General features: G+C 43.8%; 14 protein-coding genes. 11 read left to right on the top strand and 3 right to left on the bottom strand.

Annotated features, from left to right (window positions below; all coding sequences use genetic code 11):
- Positions 1 to 78 precede the first annotated feature (78 nt).
- Complete coding sequence (locus O3646_RS01290) at positions 79 to 285, top strand: hypothetical protein (RefSeq protein ID WP_371610408.1); 207 nt, start codon at positions 79 to 81, stop codon at positions 283 to 285.
- Positions 286 to 1,170: 885 nt separating this feature from the next.
- Here the strand turns inward: O3646_RS01290 and birA are convergent.
- From birA to O3646_RS01305, 3 genes are all read right to left on the bottom strand, one after another.
- A complete protein-coding gene (birA, locus tag O3646_RS01295; protein ID WP_371610409.1) occupies positions 1,171 to 2,112 on the bottom strand; it encodes a bifunctional biotin--[acetyl-CoA-carboxylase] ligase/biotin operon repressor BirA in 942 nt (313 codons plus the stop codon).
- A 14-nt stretch (positions 2,113 to 2,126) separates the two neighbouring features.
- The gene (locus tag O3646_RS01300) at positions 2,127 to 3,134 is read right to left on the bottom strand and encodes a LacI family DNA-binding transcriptional regulator (RefSeq protein WP_371610410.1); all 1,008 of its coding nucleotides are present in this window, start codon (positions 3,132 to 3,134) and stop codon (positions 2,127 to 2,129) included.
- 67 nt (positions 3,135 to 3,201) lie between these two features.
- Positions 3,202 to 4,035 (bottom strand): AraC family ligand binding domain-containing protein, encoded by an 834-nt coding sequence (locus O3646_RS01305; protein WP_371610411.1) that lies wholly within the window; start codon positions 4,033 to 4,035, stop codon positions 3,202 to 3,204.
- Positions 4,036 to 4,198: 163 nt separating this feature from the next.
- Here O3646_RS01305 and O3646_RS01310 point away from each other — a divergent pair, with 163 nt between their 5' ends.
- The 10 genes from O3646_RS01310 to O3646_RS01355 all read left to right on the top strand — a co-directional run bounded on the left by O3646_RS01310 (position 4,199) and on the right by O3646_RS01355 (position 18,277).
- On the top strand, positions 4,199 to 6,361 hold the full coding sequence (locus tag O3646_RS01310; protein ID WP_371610412.1) for an alpha-galactosidase: 2,163 nt from the start codon (positions 4,199 to 4,201) through the stop codon (positions 6,359 to 6,361).
- A gap of 14 nt (positions 6,362 to 6,375) precedes the next feature.
- Positions 6,376 to 7,635 (top strand): extracellular solute-binding protein, encoded by a 1,260-nt coding sequence (locus O3646_RS01315; RefSeq protein ID WP_049499208.1) that lies wholly within the window; start codon positions 6,376 to 6,378, stop codon positions 7,633 to 7,635.
- Between the two features lie 13 nt (positions 7,636 to 7,648).
- Positions 7,649 to 8,515: a carbohydrate ABC transporter permease gene (locus O3646_RS01320; protein ID WP_021153464.1), complete on the top strand. Its 867-nt coding sequence runs from the start codon at positions 7,649 to 7,651 to the stop codon at positions 8,513 to 8,515.
- Positions 8,516 to 8,528: 13 nt separating this feature from the next.
- Positions 8,529 to 9,362 carry a carbohydrate ABC transporter permease gene (locus tag O3646_RS01325; RefSeq protein ID WP_021153463.1) on the top strand — a complete coding sequence of 278 codons (834 nt, stop codon included), beginning with the start codon at positions 8,529 to 8,531 and terminating at the stop codon, positions 9,360 to 9,362.
- Positions 9,363 to 9,618: 256 nt separating this feature from the next.
- Positions 9,619 to 11,061, top strand: a complete 1,443-nt coding sequence (gtfA, locus tag O3646_RS01330; RefSeq protein ID WP_223345527.1) for a sucrose phosphorylase — start codon at positions 9,619 to 9,621, stop codon at positions 11,059 to 11,061.
- Positions 11,062 to 11,187: 126 nt separating this feature from the next.
- Positions 11,188 to 13,599 (top strand): glycoside hydrolase family 3 N-terminal domain-containing protein, encoded by a 2,412-nt coding sequence (locus O3646_RS01335; RefSeq protein WP_371610413.1) that lies wholly within the window; start codon positions 11,188 to 11,190, stop codon positions 13,597 to 13,599.
- 239 nt (positions 13,600 to 13,838) lie between these two features.
- Positions 13,839 to 15,017: a galactokinase gene (locus tag O3646_RS01340; protein ID WP_371610414.1), complete on the top strand. Its 1,179-nt coding sequence runs from the start codon at positions 13,839 to 13,841 to the stop codon at positions 15,015 to 15,017.
- Positions 15,018 to 15,029: 12 nt separating this feature from the next.
- Entirely contained in the window at positions 15,030 to 16,502 is a 1,473-nt protein-coding gene (gene galT / locus O3646_RS01345; RefSeq protein WP_272157387.1) for a UDP-glucose--hexose-1-phosphate uridylyltransferase, read from the top strand.
- Positions 16,503 to 16,565: 63 nt separating this feature from the next.
- On the top strand, positions 16,566 to 17,564 hold the full coding sequence (gene galE / locus O3646_RS01350) for a UDP-glucose 4-epimerase GalE (protein WP_272111392.1): 999 nt from the start codon (positions 16,566 to 16,568) through the stop codon (positions 17,562 to 17,564).
- A 128-nt stretch (positions 17,565 to 17,692) separates the two neighbouring features.
- The gene (locus O3646_RS01355) at positions 17,693 to 18,277 is read left to right on the top strand and encodes a DUF1307 domain-containing protein (RefSeq protein ID WP_272111391.1); all 585 of its coding nucleotides are present in this window, start codon (positions 17,693 to 17,695) and stop codon (positions 18,275 to 18,277) included.
- The last annotated feature ends 330 nt before the right edge of the window (positions 18,278 to 18,607 follow it).

Consider the following 18,607-nt stretch of genomic DNA (forward strand, 5'->3'; position numbering starts at 1 on the left):
GAGCTTTTCTCCTTTTCTTTTGTATTCGCTTACATTTTATCGTATAATGTTATTGTAGCAAAGAAAGAAGGTGTTATTATGTTAAATAAATATTTTTCAAAATATAAATGGACTGATTTATTTTGGATTCTATTTGTGATTTTGACATGCATCTATATAGGAAATCATGATTTGCTTCCTCTTAATCATCAAGAATTCTCTCTTCGTGGTAGTTTCTGGGGATTTGTACTTGCATTATATCACTTACTATTCATTGATAAATTTATTATCTCTCGCCGGAAGTAAAACAAGGATGAGCAAAAACTCAATTTCAGGAGAAAATAAAGTAAACCTCCCCACAATAAAACGCATGGTATCAAGGTTATTCAAAAGACGATCATAAAGGCTGCTAAAGCGAGGGTTTAGTCCGACGATATGAAGATTATGTTGTTTAGGTTAGAATGGAGATAATCGCAAATTCTGAATAACATTATTAACCAAAAAATCGCAAAGAGGAAAAAAAGAAATGCGTGGGCTTAAATACATAATATATCCAATAGTATTTCTAATCTTAATACTATTACTAAGAAATATTACTTTCACATTCCGCAATATCACATTATTAATTCTAGCTTCTCTAGGATTCGGAAGTGCTATCCTTAAATTATATGACTTATTATAAATAGATTAAAGACGGTTATCCGTACAATTAGGCGTTATAAATGCTGTATTTGCCTCTAACGGTTACGGAATAGTAATACAAAATTATTGGTACAAACAATGAAAAAAATAATTATTTCCATCTTATTGATCCTCTTAATTAGCCTTATCATCGCACTTTATATATACATCGTATTATAAAAAGCTGACATTTAAAAGGAAGGTAAAAAATGCAAATACATAAAAAAATTTTTATAGTGGCGTTGGTTTTATCTATTTGTATCTCACTATATTTTCTTATCAATCCGTCTAATATCTTCACCTTTCCGATCCGTGTGCATTCATTTGATGACACATTTAAATATTACATGTTTGTGAAGATTGGAATTGTATTATTATTTATCAAATTCTTACTGGATATATGCTTAGAGTATATCAAGAATTGGTTTAAAAAGTTTTGATGTATCTTCACACAAAAGAGTCTGAGACAGTGTTTTGTCCCAGACTCTTTTGTGAGTTGTGAGCTCTGTTTTATAGATTCCACTGCTTGAGGGAAATTTCGCCACTATTGAGCCAGATTTCTTCTTGATTTTCTAACTGGACCAAGAGTTGGCCGGTATCGGAGATGTCTTTGGCGAGGCCCTGATAGGTATGCTGGTTCTGCTCAAAGGTGACAGTTCGTCCTAAGACCAGGGAGCGCTCTTTGTAGAGGTAGACCAGTTCATCGATATCCGTATGAAGAAATTCCCTCCAAATCTCGCTGATGAGGTCATTGCGGGTGATGGGACAAGGGCCTTCAAATAAGGAACCAGCCTTGCTTTCTAGCTCATCTGGAAAAGTAGAGATAGCCAAATTGAGACCGACTCCGATAATGACATCCGTGACAAGGCCGGTCTCGATGGATGTGATAGCTTCGGTTAGGATTCCTCCAATTTTTTTATGGCGATAGTAAATATCATTGACCCATTTGATATCGACATCGATCAGGGTCAGATTTTTAATAGCCTTATAGATGGCTCCTGCGACCATGAGGGTATAAGGGGGGAGCTCCGCAGGTGGGAGTTGGGGCTTTTGATGAAGAGACATATAGATGCCGCCTTGATCGGGAGAGTAGTAGTCGCGACCAAAGCGGCCCTTTCCAGCAGATTGGGACTTGGCCAGGTAGAGAGCCCTGCCCTCTTTATGGGCTTCCATGCCTAATTTTGCGTCCAATTGGGTAGAATGACATTCTTCATTCAAAGTAACGGTCAACTGGGTATTGCTGGCAATGACTTCAGGAAGCAAAATATCGCCTGAGACCAGTCTATAACCCTTCTTTTTTAGGGATTCGATGACGACCCCATCTTTTTCCAGGCGCTGAATAGCCTTCCAGATGGAGGTGCGAGAAACACCTAATTCTTTTGCCAACTGTTCCCCGTTGACGTAATCATCTGCCTGAGAAAGGGTTTGAAAGAGGATTTCGTGTGTTTTCATAAGACTAAGACCTCCTAGCGACTGCTGTCTCGAATCGTCAGTTTGGTGGCTAATTTGACCATGCAGGGAACACTTGGTTGAGCCCCCTGAAAGGTCTGCCGCAACAGCTGAATGGCTTGCTTGCCCATTTCTTCTGTGTAGACGGTCACAGTAGAGAGGGCAGGAAAAACATACTTAGCGATGGAAGTATCATTGAAGGAAATGAGACTGACGCGATCGGGCACAGCGATTTGGTGCTCCTGAAGGGACCGAAGGGCCCCAACAGCTATGGCATCACTGGCCATGAAAAAGGCAGTTGGCAAGTCGTCGCCCAGTGCTTGAATCAGCTGCTCCATCATCTGATAGCCTGACTCAGTTGAGAACTGACCGACAGCGACAAAGCGCTCCTCATAAAGCCCTTTTTCCGTGAGAAACTGTTGAAAGACTCGTTGACGAGGATCCATCTGAAGCGGTGTTGCATCTGCTGTCTCTTCTTGACCAACCAAGAGTCCGATCTCCTTGTGATGATGCTCAAGGAAATGCTCGAGAGCGGTGATAACAGAATCTTCTAAATCTGTCGTCACGCAAGAATGCCCTAGATAGAGGGTATTGCTATCGACAAAGATCAGGGGTTTGCCGTAGCTTTCTAGATCTTGAATGGTCTTTGGACTGAATTTTCCAAGAGCAATAATGCCGTCTGCCTCCTGAATCAAAGACCAATCGTCCTTGTTAAAGATACGAAAGATCTCATAGCCTAATTCCTGGGCTTGTTTCTCCAAGCCCATGCGAATGGCATAGTAGTAGAGGTCCTCTAATTCTTCTTCGCGCGTGTACCATTCAAAGATGACGATTTTATGAGAATCTTCGACTGGTTGAGGCGCTGTTTTGCGGCTTTTCTTTTGGTAATGCAGGTCCTCAGCGATGCGAAGAATCCGACTGCGCGTGTCTTCACCAACCGATAAGGTCACATCTTGGTTGAGGACGCGAGAGACCGTTGCCTGAGAAACGCCTGCTTTTTCTGCAATGTCTTTAATCGTTGCCATAGTTCATCCTTTATTGCTTACTAGTTCCAGTATACTCTAAATACTAGTAAAAAGAAATAAATATTTACTAAATTTTATGTTTGCTGCGATATTGGCTAGGAGTCAGGTGGCTATAGGCCTTAAAGGCCTTTGAAAAATAGAGGGGATCTGAAAAGCCAACCGAGTAAGCCACGATCTTGATGCTTTCGTCTGTATTGGTCAGTAACTGCTGAGCACGTTGCATGCGGACCGAGTGCAAGAATTCCTTGGGAGAGATCTGGTGAAACTCCTTAAAAACAGTTGTTAGGTAGGAGCGATGGACATTGAGGTCATCAGCGATCTCTTGAATACTGAGATGTTCTTTAGCGTAATGCGTCTCAATCACATGCTTGCAAGTCAGGTAGAGTTGATAGGTTGGAGATGGGTGGCTCCGATGGATATCGGGTGCCACTTCACTGATAAGAAATAGCAGTTCATAGATCTGAGAGAGAAGGTGGAGTTGGTAGTGCGAGGTCATCTTAGAGTCCTCTGCCTTGTGGACAAGCTGCTCCATAAACAGCCCGATCCGCTCTGTGTCCACCTCTGTTTTCTTTAGAAAACCTTTGGCATGTATGGTTGAAAAGCGCATGAAATCACTTACCTTGGTGCCACTGATGCCAATCCAGTAGTAGGACCAAGGATCTTCAGCATCTGCCCGGTAGTAGGTCACCATATTTTTAGGGAGGAGGAAGAGATCTCCAGCTTCTAAGTGGATTTCATTTTTATTGATGTGAAAGACACCTTTTCCCTTGGTGATAAAATGTAGAACAAAATTGTCACGGACGCTAGGTCCGAATTCGTAGTTCTTGGGGCAATCTTCGTAGCCGTAAAAATCAAGGGATAGATCAATGGTGTCGGTTTGGTATTCAGAAAAGACTAACAAAGCTGAACCTCCTACCTAACATTTTACCATATAAGCCCAACAAAATTCTATTTTCGGAAGCGTTTACATTATGTAAAATAAAGACATGTTAAAAAAGAAAGATATGGGAACTAGAAATAAAAATACATAGTAATAGATTTTTAGGATCCAATGGGAGGAAGACATGGCAATTCGTATTGAACAAAATTTGTTCTATGTAGAAAGTAAGGGATTGAGCCTCATCCTTGAAAATCGTGATGGCTACCTGATGCTTAAGCATTTGGGACGTCCGATCCCGTCTTATCATTCTTCCAATACTGTGCATGAAAAAGATCATGCCTTCTCTGGGAATCCAACACCTGACAATCGCATCTTTAGTCTAGATACCCAGCGTCAGGTCTTGGGACAACACGGGCTTGGAGATTTCCGAAAGCCGTCGATTCAAATCCAGCACGGCGTTACAGAGGTGACGGATTTCCTCTATGTCGGAGCCAATATCTACTCTGGCAGTGTCGAGGCGTCCGCTCTTCCGAACCCTCACTCAGTAGATCAGGCTGAAACCTTGGCCTTGGTCTTTGAAGATGATCAAGCAGCACTGCGTTTGACCCTCTATTACACAGCCTACGAAGACCGGGCAACCATCACTAGCTTTTCAAAGATTGAAAACTGCAGTGATGAAACCGTCGTGATCCACAAGGCCCTTAGTGTGATGGCAGATGTCCCAGCAGGTGACTATGATGTCATCACCCTTCAAGGGGCCTATGCGAGAGAAAAAACAGTTCGCCGTCAGCAAGTAGAGCAAGGAATCTTCTCCATCAGCTCCAACCGTGGTGCTTCCGGACATGCCCAGACTCCAGCCCTGATTCTTGCTGACCATGAAGTAACAGAAGATGCCGGTTCTGCCCTTGCCTTCCAACTGCTCTACAGTGGAAATTTTGAAGGATTTGTTCAAAAGAATCAACTCAATGAAGTTCGGGTTGGATTGGGAATCAATCCAGAAAACTTCTCCTGGGAATTAGCGCCAAATCAGAGCTTTGATACGCCGGTAGCCATGATCAGCTACTCCCATAAGGGATTGACCGGTCTCAGTCAAGAGAGTCAAGCATTTGTCCAAGACCATATCATTCCTAGCCAGTTTGCCCGTAAAGAACGTCCAATTCTTATCAACAACTGGGAAGCAACCTACTTTGATTTCAAGAAAGAAAAATTATTGGAGCTAGCAGATGAGGCTCAAAAAGTAGGGATCGAACTCTTTGTTCTGGATGATGGCTGGTTTGGCAATCGTTATGATGACAATCGGGCCCTTGGTGACTGGACTGTCAACGAAGAAAAATTAGGAGGCAGCCTAGCAGAATTGATCCAAGGCATCCACGACAAGGGACTTCAATTTGGCCTTTGGGTGGAGCCAGAAATGATTTCTGTTGATAGCGACCTCTATCGGGCTCATCCGGACTGGGCTATTCAAGTCCCAGGCTATGAACACACTTATTCACGGAATCAACTAGTACTCGATTTCGCAAATAAAGAAGTAGTGGCTTATATCAAGCAGGTCTTGGATGACTTACTTGGAAATCATGAGATCGACTATATCAAATGGGACATGAACCGTAATATCACCAAACTTGGAAATGGGAAAACCTACCTTGAAACCAAGATGCAATCCCATGCTTATATCTTAGGTCTCTATGAAGTAGTTTCTTACTTAACAGAGAAGTACGAGAACATCCTCTTTGAGTCCTGCTCTGGAGGTGGTGGCCGCAACGACCTTGGTATGATGCGGTACTTCCCTCAGGTCTGGGCAAGTGACAATACGGATGCCATTGCCAGACTTCCGATCCAGTATGGTTCTAGCTACCTCTATCCTACCATTTCTATGGGGGCTCACGTATCAGCGGTTCCAAATCACCAGATGGGAAGGATGACACCGCTTGAAACGCGTGGTCATGTGGCCATGATGGGAAATCTGGGCTATGAATTGGATTTAACCAGTCTTCCGCAAGAAGAGTTGGATCGGATCGCAGCACAAGTCGCTCATTACAAAACGATTCGACCACTTGTTCAATTCGGAAAACACTACCGCTTGATCAATCCAAGCCAAGGTAGCAATCAAGCAGCCGTCCAGTTCACTTATCAAGATCGCACGGTTGTAACTTATGTACGGGTCTTATCAACGGTTGAGGAGATCGAGCCGACCCTGAAACTCAAAGGATTGGAAGAAGATGCGCTCTATCGCTTAGAAGGGACGGATCAAGTCTATTCAGGAGCTGAGCTCATGTATGCTGGCTTAACCGTCGTTCTTCCTCAGGGAGATTTCCTCAGCAAACAATATGTTTTTGTCAAAAAATAAAAGGAGACAGCCAAATGAAATGGTATAAAAAAATCGGACTTCTTGCGACTACAGGCCTAGCCTTGTTTGGGCTTGGCGCTTGCTCCAACGATGGAAAATCTGCGGATGGCACAGTGACTATCGAGTATTTCAACCAGAAAAAAGAAATGACCAAAACCTTGGAAGAAATCGCGCGTGATTTTGAAAAGGAAAACCCAAAGGTCAAGGTCAAAGTCGTCAATGTACCGAACGCTGGTGAAGTATTGAAAACACGTGTCCTCGCAGGAGATGTGCCAGATGTGGTCAATATTTACCCACAGTCCATCGAACTACAAGAATGGGCAAAAGCAGGCGTCTTCGAAGATTTGTCCAATAAAGACTATCTGAAACGTGTGAAAAATGGCTACGCTGAAAAATATGCTGTAAATGGAAAAGTCTACAACGTTCCCTTTACAGCCAACGCTTATGGAATTTACTACAACAAAGATAAATTCGAAGAATTGGGCTTGAAGGTTCCTGAAACTTGGGACGAGTTCGAACAGTTAGTAAAAGACATTGTTGCCAAAGGACAAACTCCATTTGGGATTGCAGGAGCAGATGCTTGGACGCTCAATGGGTATAATCAATTAGCCTTTGCGACAGCAGCAGGTGGAGGAAAAGAAGCCAACCAATACCTTCGTTATTCTCAGCCAAATTCCATTAAATTGTCTGATCCGATTATGAAGGATGACATCAAGGTCATGGATATCCTTCGCATTAAAGGTTCTAAGCAAAAGAACTGGGAAGGTGCAGGTTATACAGACGTTATCGGAGCCTTCGCGCGTGGAGATGTCCTCATGACACCAAATGGGTCTTGGGCCATCACAGCTATCAATGAACAAAAACCGAAATTTAAGATTGGGACCTTCATGATTCCAGGGAAAGAAAAAGGACAAAGCTTAACCGTTGGTGCGGGAGACTTAGCATGGTCTATCTCAGCTACTACCAAACATCCAAAAGAAGCCAATGCCTTTGTGGAATACATGACCCGTCCAGAAGTCATGCAAAAGTACTATGATGTGGACGGATCTCCAACAGCGATCGAAGGGGTCAAACAAGCAGGAGAGGATTCACCGCTTGCTGGGATGACCAAATATGCCTTTACGGATCGTCACTTGGTGTGGTTGCAACAATACTGGACCAGTGAAGCAGACTTCCATACCTTGACGATGAACTATGTCTTGACAGGTGATAAACAAGGAATGGTCAATGATTTGAATGCCTTCTTTAACCCGATGAAAGCGGATGTGGATTAGGAGTAGAGAGACGATGAAAAAAGTATTACAAAAATATTGGGCATGGGCTTTTGTGGTCATTCCCCTCTTATTACAAGCAATTTTCTTCTATGTGCCAATGTTCCAAGGAGCCTTTTACAGTTTTACTAACTGGACAGGTTTGACCTATAACTACAAATTTGTTGGCTTGAACAACTTTAAGCTCCTCTTTATGGATCCAAAATTCATGAATGCCATTGGCTTTACTGCGATCATCACGATTGCTATGGTAGTTGGTGAGATTGCCCTTGGGATCTTCATTGCGCGTGTTTTGAACTCTAAAATCAAAGGCCAAACCTTCTTCCGTGCTTGGTTCTTCTTCCCAGCTGTTTTGTCTGGTTTGACAGTGGCGTTGATCTTCAAACAAGTCTTCAACTACGGTCTACCAGCCATTGGGAATGCCCTTCATATTGAGTTTCTCCAAACGAGTCTTTTAGGGACTAAGTGGGGAGCGATCTTTGCGGCTGTCTTTGTCCTTCTTTGGCAAGGAGTAGCTATGCCCATCATTATCTTCCTAGCTGGTCTGCAATCTATCCCATCTGAAATTACAGAAGCAGCAAGAATCGATGGCGCGACTAGCAAGCAAGTCTTCTGGAATGTTGAATTGCCTTACTTACTACCAAGTGTCTCTATGGTCTTTATCCTAGCCCTAAAAGGTGGGCTTACCGCCTTTGACCAAGTCTTTGCCATGACTGGTGGTGGTCCAAACAATGCCACAACCTCACTTGGACTCTTGGTTTATAACTATGCCTTTAAAAATAACCAATTCGGTTATGCCAATGCCATTGCCGTAATCTTGTTCTTCTTGATTGTAGTGATTTCGATCATCCAATTGAGAGTATCTAAGAAATTTGAAATTTAAGAGGAGAAGCACGATGAAACAAGATGAAAGAAAAGCCTTGATTGGCAAATACATTCTATTGATTCTAGGATCGGTTCTGATTTTAGTGCCGCTCCTTGCCACCCTCTTTAGTTCCTTCAAACCCACCAAGGATATCGTAGACAATTTCTTTGGATTCCCGACGAATTTCACATGGGACAACTTTAGTCGACTCTTGGCAGATGGAATCGGTGGTTATTATTGGAACTCTGTCGTCATCACTGTTTTGTCTTTACTTGCAGTAATGATATTTATCCCCATGGCAGCCTACTCCATCGCACGTAATATGAGTAAGAGAAAAGCCTTTACTATCATGTACACCCTCTTGATTCTTGGGATCTTTGTACCTTTCCAAGTCATCATGATTCCGATTACGGTTATGATGAGTAAACTCGGTTTGGCTAACACCTTTGGTTTGATCTTGCTCTACTTGACCTATGCGATTCCACAGACACTCTTTCTCTATGTAGGGTATATCAAAATCTCGATCCCAGAAAGTCTGGATGAAGCAGCAGAGATCGATGGGGCTAATAAGTTTACAACTTATTTCCGTATCATCTTTCCAATGATGAAACCGATGCATGCGACAACCATGATCATCAATGCCCTTTGGTTCTGGAATGACTTCATGTTGCCACTCCTTGTTTTGAACCGCGATTCAAAAATGTGGACCCTGCCTTTGTTCCAATACAACTACGCAGGCCAATATTTCAACGACTACGGACCAAGCTTTGCCTCTTACGTGGTCGGCATTATCAGTATCACCATTGTCTATCTCTTCTTCCAACGCCATATCATCGCAGGAATGAGCAACGGCGCAGTGAAATAAGAAATAAGATACAAAGGGACGATTCAGCTTGCTGAAAATTTCTGTAGAAAAATAGGAAATCGACGTAGTGTGCTTGCACACAAGAAGATTTATCTTTTTTCCTAAGAAATTAGTCCCGTGTTCAATTCTGTACACAAAGTAACGATTCAGCTTGCTGATTTAAATCGTATCCTATGAAGCAATTCTTAAAATATATAAACTCAAGAAAGCCAGGTCTCTTCAGACTTGGCTTTCAAATAAAGAAAAGGAGACCATTATGCCAATTCAAAACAAAACCATGTTAATTACTTACTCAGATAGCTTGGGAAATAACCTGAAGGATCTCTATGAAAATCTGGAGAAGCACTTTGGGGATGCAGTAGGTGGAGTACACCTCTTGCCATTTTTCCCATCAACTGGTGACCGAGGCTTTGCGCCTGTAGACTATGACCAAGTGGATCCAGCTTTTGGGGATTGGGAAGATGTCAAACGCTTGGGCGACAAGTACTATCTCATGTTTGACTTTATGATCAATCATATTTCCCGCCAGTCTAAGTATTATAAAGACTACCAAGAAAAGCACGACCAAAGTGCCTACAAGGATCTCTTCCTCAACTGGGACAAGTTCTGGCCGGAGAATCGTCCGACTCAAGCAGATGTAGATTTGATTTATAAGCGGAAAGACCGAGCTCCTAAACAAGCTATCACTTTTGCGGATGGGACGACCGAGCATCTATGGAATACCTTTGGGGAAGAGCAGATTGACCTAGACGTGACCAAGGAAGTGACCATGGACTTTATTCGCAAGACCATCGAACATCTGGCAAGCAATGGCTGTGACCTCATTCGTTTGGACGCCTTTGCCTATGCAGTCAAGAAATTGGATACTAATGATTTCTTCGTGGAGCCAGATATTTGGGATTTGTTGGATAAGGTGCGCGATATGGCGGCCAGCTATGGTGCTGAGCTCTTGCCAGAGATTCATGAACACTATTCCATCCAATTTAAGATTGCCGATCACGACTATTATGTCTATGACTTCGCGCTACCCATGGTAACCCTCTATAGCCTCTATAGTTCAAAAGTGGAGCGCCTTGCCAAGTGGTTGAAGATGAGTCCTATGAAGCAGTTCACGACGCTGGATACCCATGACGGGATTGGCGTGGTCGATGTCAAGGATATTTTGACAGATGAAGAGATTGACTATGCTTCAAATGAGCTCTATAAGGTAGGAGCAAATGTTAAACGCAAATATTCAACAGCAGAATACAACAACTTGGACATCTACCAAATCAATTCGACCTACTATTCAGCGCTCGGAGATGATGATCGCAAGTACTTCCTAGCCCGTTTGATTCAAGCCTTTGCACCAGGTATTCCACAAGTTTATTATGTTGGATTCTTAGCTGGGAAGAATGATTTGGAACTCTTAGAAAACACCAAAGAAGGCCGCAATATTAACCGTCATTACTACAGCAATGAAGAAATTGCTCAAGAAGTAGAGCGACCAGTCGTGCAATCCCTTCTCAAGCTCTTTAGTTTCCGGAACAACTCGCAAGCTTTTGACTTAGAAGGAAGCATTGAGGTGGAAACACCAGATGAACATACCATTGTCATTACGCGCCAAAATAAAGACCAGACTGTCACAGCAGTAGCCCGAATTGATCTTGCTGAGGGCACTTACCAAGTGACAGAAAATGGTCAAGAAATGGTGTTTTAAAAAAATATGAACGAACTAAAGGATAAGTAAAAAATGCTTATCCTTTTTTAAACCAAGCGCCTTGCAACCGTTTACAAAACTATAAAACAATGGTACAATATCTATTGAAAGAAAGGAGGTCGCTTTATGAAAAAAATCATTTATCCATCTGCGGCCCTATTAACGGCTTTTGCTCTATTATCAGTTCAAACAGCAAAAGCAGACACAGCTCAAGCGTCGGATCAAGCCAATGAACCGGCAGCAACAGTAGAAGAGGTGGTGGCTTCTCCAACTCCAGAAACCACTACAGAAAATCAGGGGGAAGTGGCCGAAACACCGACGACAACAGACCGTGTAGCTGTCCCTGCTGCCTCCCCAACGGTAACATCGACAGAGACGGCATCTCCTGAAGTGGAAAAACTGATTGAAAACATGCCACTCAAACAAAAAGTGACTCAAATGATCATGCCGGACTTCCGTAAGTGGCAGGAGGCTAATCAGGAATCGCCACAGGATCTCACCAAGGTCAATGCTGAAGTAGCAGATGTGATCGATAAATATGATTTTGGAGGCGTCATTCTTTTTGCTGAAAACGTCAAAGAAACCAAGCAAACCCTAGCTCTGACGCAAGATATGCAAAAGGCAGCAATTGAAAACAAGGCCAACAATGGGAAGATTCCGCTATTGTTAGCCATCGACCAAGAAGGGGGGATCGTCTACCGCTTGGGTACGGGTACAGCCCTTCCTGGTAATATGGCCATTGGGGCTACCAATGATCCCAAACTAGCCAAAGAAGCCGGTCAAATCATCGGTCGAGAGCTTTCTGCGCTAGGCTTGAATGTGGACTTCGCTCCAGTTCTAGATACTAATAACAATCCTCAAAATCCTGTGATTGGGCTTCGTTCCTTCTCATCTGATCCAAACCGGGTTGCCTACTTGGGTATTCCGATGATGAAAGGCATTCAGGACTACAATGTGGCTGTAGCAGCCAAGCATTTCCCAGGTCATGGGGATACAGCGGTCGATTCCCATACAGGTCTGCCATTGGTGGATAAATCTCTTGCTGAGCTTGAAAAATTGGAACTCCTTCCATTCAAAAAAGCTATGGATGAAGGGGTCGACCTCTTGATGACGGCTCATATCCAATACCCGCAGATTGAAAAAGATCAGGTCGTGTCAAAAGAAACGGGTGAGAAAATCTATGTTCCAGCGACTCTCTCTGATGATATTTTAACGGGCTTGGTACGGAAGAAATACGGCTATAAGGGCGTGATTGTCTCTGATGCCATGGGAATGGATGCTATCGCTAAGAACTTCGGTGAGGTGGAAGCCGTGAAGATGGCTATCAAAGCCGGAGTTGACCTGGTTTTGATGCCAACGACCCTTCGCAGCAAAGCCGATTTGACCAAGATTGATACCATCGTCAATGCAGTGGTAGATGCGGTCCAAACCGGTGACATCTCAGAAGAACGCTTAAATGAGTCGGTTCGTCGGATCCTGACCCTCAAAGAAAAACGTGGGGTCCTGAATTTTGATCCAAGTGCTCGGACAGCTGAAAAAGCAGAGGAAGCAGTCGGATCTAGCCTCAACCGTGACTTGGAACGCAAGATTGCAGCAGCAGCGGTGACGGTTGTAAAAAATGAAGACAATACCTTGCCATTTAAGGTGCAAACAGGGGACCATGTCTTACTACTCGGAGCTTTTGAAAATGAAGTCCCAGGACTAAATTTGGGCATGCGTCGCTTAATCGCGGATGGAGTGCTTCCAAAAGATACCTCCTTTGTGGCCAAGAACTTCACTAAGGAATCCACCCTTGATAGTCTAAAAGAAGACCTTGAAAAAGCCACCCATATCGTAGTGATTTCAGAGATCGGTTATGAAGGGCAACTGGATAAAGATTTCTGGCGGACCAAGATTCCAACAGAAATCGTCAATTATGCCAATACCAACCATAAGAAGGCAGCTGTCCTTTCTATCTCTAAACCTTATGATGTAGCCAACTATCCCGCAGCCAAAGCCATTTTAGCAGTCTATGGAAATAAGGGAATGGATCCAACGGAATCCCTCAAACCAGACAATGCATTTGGTCCTAATATTCCTGCAGGAGTGGAAGTCATCTTCAATGGCAAGGAACATCTAGGTACCTTACCGGTTGATATTCCAAAAATTGTAGATGGAAAAATGTCGGAAACAGAGTACGTTTACCGTATTGGTCATGGTCTCTTCTATCCAGCACCTGCTCCATTGCCAACACCAGAAGTCCAAGATCCAACTTCACCAGTCCAAGAACCAACCCATCAGACACAACCAGTAGAGGTTGGTAACACAGGAACACAGGTCCTTGTTAGCAAGCAAGAAAAAGCTAGCACTCTTGATGGTCCACAAGTTACTCCGATCGCTGTGAAACAAGCCACTGATCAGGCTCCTGCAAGTGTTTCAGCAAGTCCTGCATCATCGGTATTGCCAAAAACCGGTCAAACAGGGAACCTCCTCTCCCTCATGGGCATCAGCCTCTTAACCTTCCTTGGATCTTTTGTCTATCCAAGAAAGAAACACTAAAGGATTAAGAATCTCAATTGGGTGATTTCCCAATTGAGATTTTTGGTAAACTTTTACTAAAATTAACTCGAAATAGCAAGAGTGGAATAGAAGTTGTAATCGGAGGAAAACCCTTTGTTATAGCCTTTTCGGACACAAAATAAAAAATTAATAAAATTTTACTAAAAACACTTGAAGTTTTACTTCTGATCAGATATAATACAAGTATAAAAACGTTTACAAAACTAAAGGAGTTTCTCATGACGACAACAATCACATCTCAAGATTTACAAGCAAAATTCCAGGCTGTCTTTGGGGAAAAGGCTGACCACACTTTCTTTTCACCAGGACGGATCAATCTGATCGGTGAACACACTGACTATAATGGTGGGCATGTCTTCCCAGCAGCCATCACTCTTGGTACCTACGGAGCGGCAAGAAAGCGTGAGGATAAGGTCTTGCGTTTCTTCTCAGGAAACTTTGAAGACAAGGGGATCATTGAAGTTCCACTTGAAAATCTCCACTTTGAAAAAGAGCACAACTGGACCAACTATCCAAAAGGCGTGCTCCACTTCTTGCAAGAAGCTGGTCATGTCATTGATAGCGGAATGGATGTCTATGTCTACGGTAATATTCCAAATGGATCTGGTCTTTCTTCTTCAGCTTCCCTTGAGCTCTTGATTGGCGTCATCGCTGAGAAACTATATGATCTTCACTTAGATCGTCTAGATCTGGTCAAGATCGGCAAACAAACCGAAAATCACTTCATCGGAGTCAACTCTGGGATCATGGACCAATTTGCCATCGGTATGGGAGCTGACCAACGGGCTATTTATCTTGATACCAACACCCTAGAATATGATCTGGTACCGCTGGACCTCAAAGACAATGTCGTAGTCATCATGAATACTAACAAACGCCGGGAATTAGCGGATTCAAAATACAATGAACGTCGGGCAGAATGTGAAACTGCCGTTTCTGAACTCCAAGAAAAATTGGATATCCAAACCTTAGGGGAATTGGATCTCTGGGCTTTTGATGCTTACAGCTACTTGATCAAGGATGAAAATCGCATCAAACGAGCTCGCCATGCTGTACTTGAGAACCAACGGACCCTCCAAGCTCGTAAGGCCCTTGAAGCAGGGGATTTGGAAGGCTTTGGCCGTCTCATGAATGCTTCCCACGTATCCTTGGAACATGACTACGAAGTGACAGGTCTAGAATTGGATACCTTGGTGCATACAGCCTGGGAACAAGAAGGAGTGCTTGGTGCTCGTATGACGGGAGCAGGCTTTGGTGGTTGCGCCATCGCCCTTGTCAACAAAGATAAGGTTGAAGCATTTAAAGAAGTTGTCGGCAAACGCTATGAGGAAGTCGTTGGCTATGCGCCAAGCTTCTACATTGCAGAGGTTGCGGCGGGGACACGGGTACTTGATTAAAAAGGAGATAGGATGACAGAACTGGTATTAGATGCATTTGTCACAGCCGTCATTGCGGCGAGTGACTACGAAGAGATGGATCGGATTTATCTAAAAAATCGCATCATGAGTCGCATTGGAGAAGAAGGGCTAGACGCCCCAGCTCAAAAAGAAGAGTTGATCGCACTCAAAGATCAGCTGGTAGAGATCGCTGTTGCAAATAGCAAGATCCAGGATAGTATGGCCGCAAAAGACAGTTTGGGTGCGGAGTTGATGGATTGGATCACCCCTAGTCCTAGTCAAGTCAACCATCGCTTTTGGGAGACCTACCGTCAGTCCAAGGAAGACGCGATTGCGGATTTCTATGCCCTCTCTAAGCGCAATGATTACATCAAGGTCAAAGCCATTGCGCAAAATATTGCCTTTGAGACACAAACTCCCTACGGTTCTCTTGAAATCACCATCAATCTGTCAAAACCTGAAAAAGATCCTAAAGACATTGCAGCGACCAAGCTTGCCAAAGCCAGTCATTATCCAGCCTGCCAATTGTGCTTTGAAAATGAAGGCTATCAAGGTCGCCTAGACCATCCAGCCCGGGCCAATCATCGGATTATCCGTTTTGACATGGACGGTCATGACTGGGGCTTTCAGTATTCCCCTTATGCCTACTTCAATGAACACTGCATTTTCCTCGATAGCCAGCATGTTCCTATGGCCATTAGCCGCAAGACCTTTGAGCGACTCTTGACCATTGTCGAGACTTTCCCAGGCTATTTTGCAGGGTCCAATGCAGACCTGCCCATTGTAGGGGGATCCATCCTGACTCATGACCATTACCAAGGCGGACGCCATACCTTCCCTATGGAGCTAGCTCCTGTTGAGGAAAGCTTTAGCGTTGAGGGATTTGAGGCTGTATCGGTAGGAATTGTCAATTGGCCCATGTCGGTTCTCCGCTTGCAATCGGACAACAAGGCGCAATTGATTGACCTGGCAGACCATATCCTCACAGCCTGGCGAGGCTACTCGGATCCAGCCGTTCAAGTCTTAGCAGCATCCGACGGTCAGCCCCACCATACCATTACCCCCATTGCACGGATTCGTGATGGGCATTATGAATTGGACTTGGTGCTCCGTGACAACCAAACCTCACCAGAGCATCCAGATGGCATTTATCACCCACATGCGGATGTGCAACACATCAAAAAAGAAAATATCGGCCTGATCGAAGTCATGGGCTTGGCCATTTTGCCACCTCGCCTCAAGGAAGAGCTCAAGCAGGTTCAAGACTATTTGATTGGACGTGAGAATACTGTGGCGACCTACCACCAGCCTTGGGCAGATGATTTGAAAGCCACTCACCCAGCCATCACAGACGAAGCAGAGGCAGAAGCCCTTGTCCGTGAATCAGTTGGCCAGATCTTTGCGCGTGTGCTCGAAGATGCTGGTGTCTACAAGAGAACAGCAGAAGGACAAGCTGCCTTTAGACGCTTTGTTGCGACGCTTTAAGTGTGGAGAAGTGGCAGAAATTTGGTACAATAAGAGAGAAGACAAGAAGCGAAAGGAAAACAAATGGCAATACTCGTACTCGGAGGAGCTGGTTACATCGGTTCCCACATGGTGGACCGTTTGGTCAATGAAGGACAGGAAAAAGTCGTCGTGGTCGATAGTCTGGTCACAGGCCACCGTGCAGCGGTGCATCCAGATGCCGTCTTTTACCAAGGAGACCTGGCGGATCAAGACTTTATGCGCACTGTTTTTAAGGAACATGCAGATATCGATGCGGTCATCCACTTTGCGGCCTACTCACTGGTCGCTGAGTCCATGGCAGATCCATTGAAATACTTTGACAACAATACAGCTGGCATGGTCAAACTCTTGGAAGTCATGCATGAATGTGGGGTGCACTACATCGTCTTTTCTTCAACTGCTGCCACTTACGGGATTCCAGAAGAAATTCCAATACTTGAAACCACTCCACAAAAACCGATTAATCCCTATGGGGAAAGCAAGCTCATGATGGAAACCATTATGCGCTGGGCCGATCAAGCATACGGCATCAAGTATGTGCCCCTTCGTTACTTTAATGTAGCGGGTGCTAAACCTGACGGCTCGATTGGCGAAGACCACGGACCAGAGACCCATCTCTTGCCAATCGTCTTGCAAGTAGCCCAAGGCAAACGCGAGAAGATCGCAATTTTTGGAGATGACTACAATACACCAGATGGCACCAATGTTCGGGACTATGTCCATCCATTTGACTTGGCAGATGCCCATCTTTTAGCCGTGGAGTACCTCCGAAATGGCAACCCATCGACTGCCTTTAATCTGGGCTCATCGACCGGATTCTCCAATCTTCAGATTGTTGAAGCAGCTCGCAAGGTGACAGGACATCCGATCCCACTTGAGCTGGCCGATCGCAGACCAGGAGATCCAGATACCCTGATCGCATCCTCTGAGAAGGCGCGTGCAATTCTCGGCTGGCAACCAAAATTTGACAATATCGAAACCATCATCCAAACAGCCTGGGCTTGGCATTCCAGCCACCCAGATGGCTACAATGATCGATAAGGAGGGACTGCGAACATCATTTTTGAGGCTTTTCTAATAACATCTAAAACGACAGTTGATCTTGCTAAATGACTCATTTCAGAAATCAGTCATTTCCTTAACCATCATAAAATAGTGAGGGATTCAAAATGAATAAAACCACAAAATTGTTAGCCGTCTTCTTGACAGCGGGTCTTCTTTTAGCTGGTTGCGGACAAAAAGAGAGTACGAAATCTACTAGTCCATCGTCCACTAAAGCGACCAGTAAAGCAACAAGCAAATCATCTGCTAAAGAAAAGAAAAAAGAGTCATCAACTGATGAAAGCAAAAAAGAAGATGCTCTAGCAGGTGCACAAAAAACCGTTCTTGAAACGAGTGATGAAGCAGGTAAGACCACTGTAACCTTGTATTACAAGGGAGATACCTTGTTAGTACAAGAAAAAGTTGATGATTACGATGTCTCAAAAGTACCTGGTGAGAACCCTCTTGAAACCATGAAAGAAGCCGTTGCTAAGAGCCAAGAAAAATTCAAAGATCTGATGGGCCATGGATTTGAACTGACATCAGAATACAAAGACGGAATCTTTTATATTCGCAATACTATTGATTACACAAAAATCGATTTTAATAAATTAAAAGAAATCGTCCCAGGCTTTAATCCCCTAGATGACAAAACAGTTAGTTATTCAGTAACGAAAGACAGTCTTATCAAGGGCGGAATGGTAGAAAAATAAACAAAATGGAGAGCAGCTCAGTTTGCTGCTCTCTTTTTTTGTTTTGGTATGAATTCATGGGCATATTTTGGTAAAATAGGATTTAAGGAAAAGAGTATTTAAATGAGTGATATCTTTTTAGAGAGTGCAAATCATGATTTGCATTTGTATGAATAAAATCCTTAGTTGAGTGATTACAGTTAAGAAGTCCACTGACGAGTAGGAAGTATTGAGAAGATCAATCCAGTATACTTATGCACTGATCAAACGATTCATCTCTTTTGAAATTAAAGATGTAATAGAAGGGGTTGGAAGAAATACAATTAAATATAAAAAAGAGGCTGGGACAAA

It is taken from the genome of Streptococcus sp. 27098_8_148 (assembly GCF_041432105.1).
Lineage (GTDB): Bacteria > Bacillota > Bacilli > Lactobacillales > Streptococcaceae > Streptococcus > Streptococcus parasanguinis_AE.

Excerpts from the sequence above, each read along its gene's own strand:
- O3646_RS01290 (WP_371610408.1), top strand. The coding sequence starts at position 79 with ATGTTAAATAAATATTTTTCAAAATATAAATGGACTGATTTATTTTGG.
- birA (WP_371610409.1), bottom strand. The coding sequence starts at position 2,112 with ATGAAAACACACGAAATCCTCTTTCAAACCCTTTCTCAGGCAGATGAT.
- O3646_RS01300 (WP_371610410.1), bottom strand. The coding sequence starts at position 3,134 with ATGGCAACGATTAAAGACATTGCAGAAAAAGCAGGCGTTTCTCAGGCA.
- O3646_RS01310 (WP_371610412.1), top strand. The coding sequence starts at position 4,199 with ATGGCAATTCGTATTGAACAAAATTTGTTCTATGTAGAAAGTAAGGGA.
- O3646_RS01315 (WP_049499208.1), top strand. The coding sequence starts at position 6,376 with ATGAAATGGTATAAAAAAATCGGACTTCTTGCGACTACAGGCCTAGCC.
- O3646_RS01320 (WP_021153464.1), top strand. The coding sequence starts at position 7,649 with ATGAAAAAAGTATTACAAAAATATTGGGCATGGGCTTTTGTGGTCATT.
- O3646_RS01325 (WP_021153463.1), top strand. The coding sequence starts at position 8,529 with ATGAAACAAGATGAAAGAAAAGCCTTGATTGGCAAATACATTCTATTG.
- gtfA (WP_223345527.1), top strand. The coding sequence starts at position 9,619 with ATGCCAATTCAAAACAAAACCATGTTAATTACTTACTCAGATAGCTTG.
- O3646_RS01335 (WP_371610413.1), top strand. The coding sequence starts at position 11,188 with ATGAAAAAAATCATTTATCCATCTGCGGCCCTATTAACGGCTTTTGCT.
- O3646_RS01340 (WP_371610414.1), top strand. The coding sequence starts at position 13,839 with ATGACGACAACAATCACATCTCAAGATTTACAAGCAAAATTCCAGGCT.
- galT (WP_272157387.1), top strand. The coding sequence starts at position 15,030 with ATGACAGAACTGGTATTAGATGCATTTGTCACAGCCGTCATTGCGGCG.
- galE (WP_272111392.1), top strand. The coding sequence starts at position 16,566 with ATGGCAATACTCGTACTCGGAGGAGCTGGTTACATCGGTTCCCACATG.
- O3646_RS01355 (WP_272111391.1), top strand. The coding sequence starts at position 17,693 with ATGAATAAAACCACAAAATTGTTAGCCGTCTTCTTGACAGCGGGTCTT.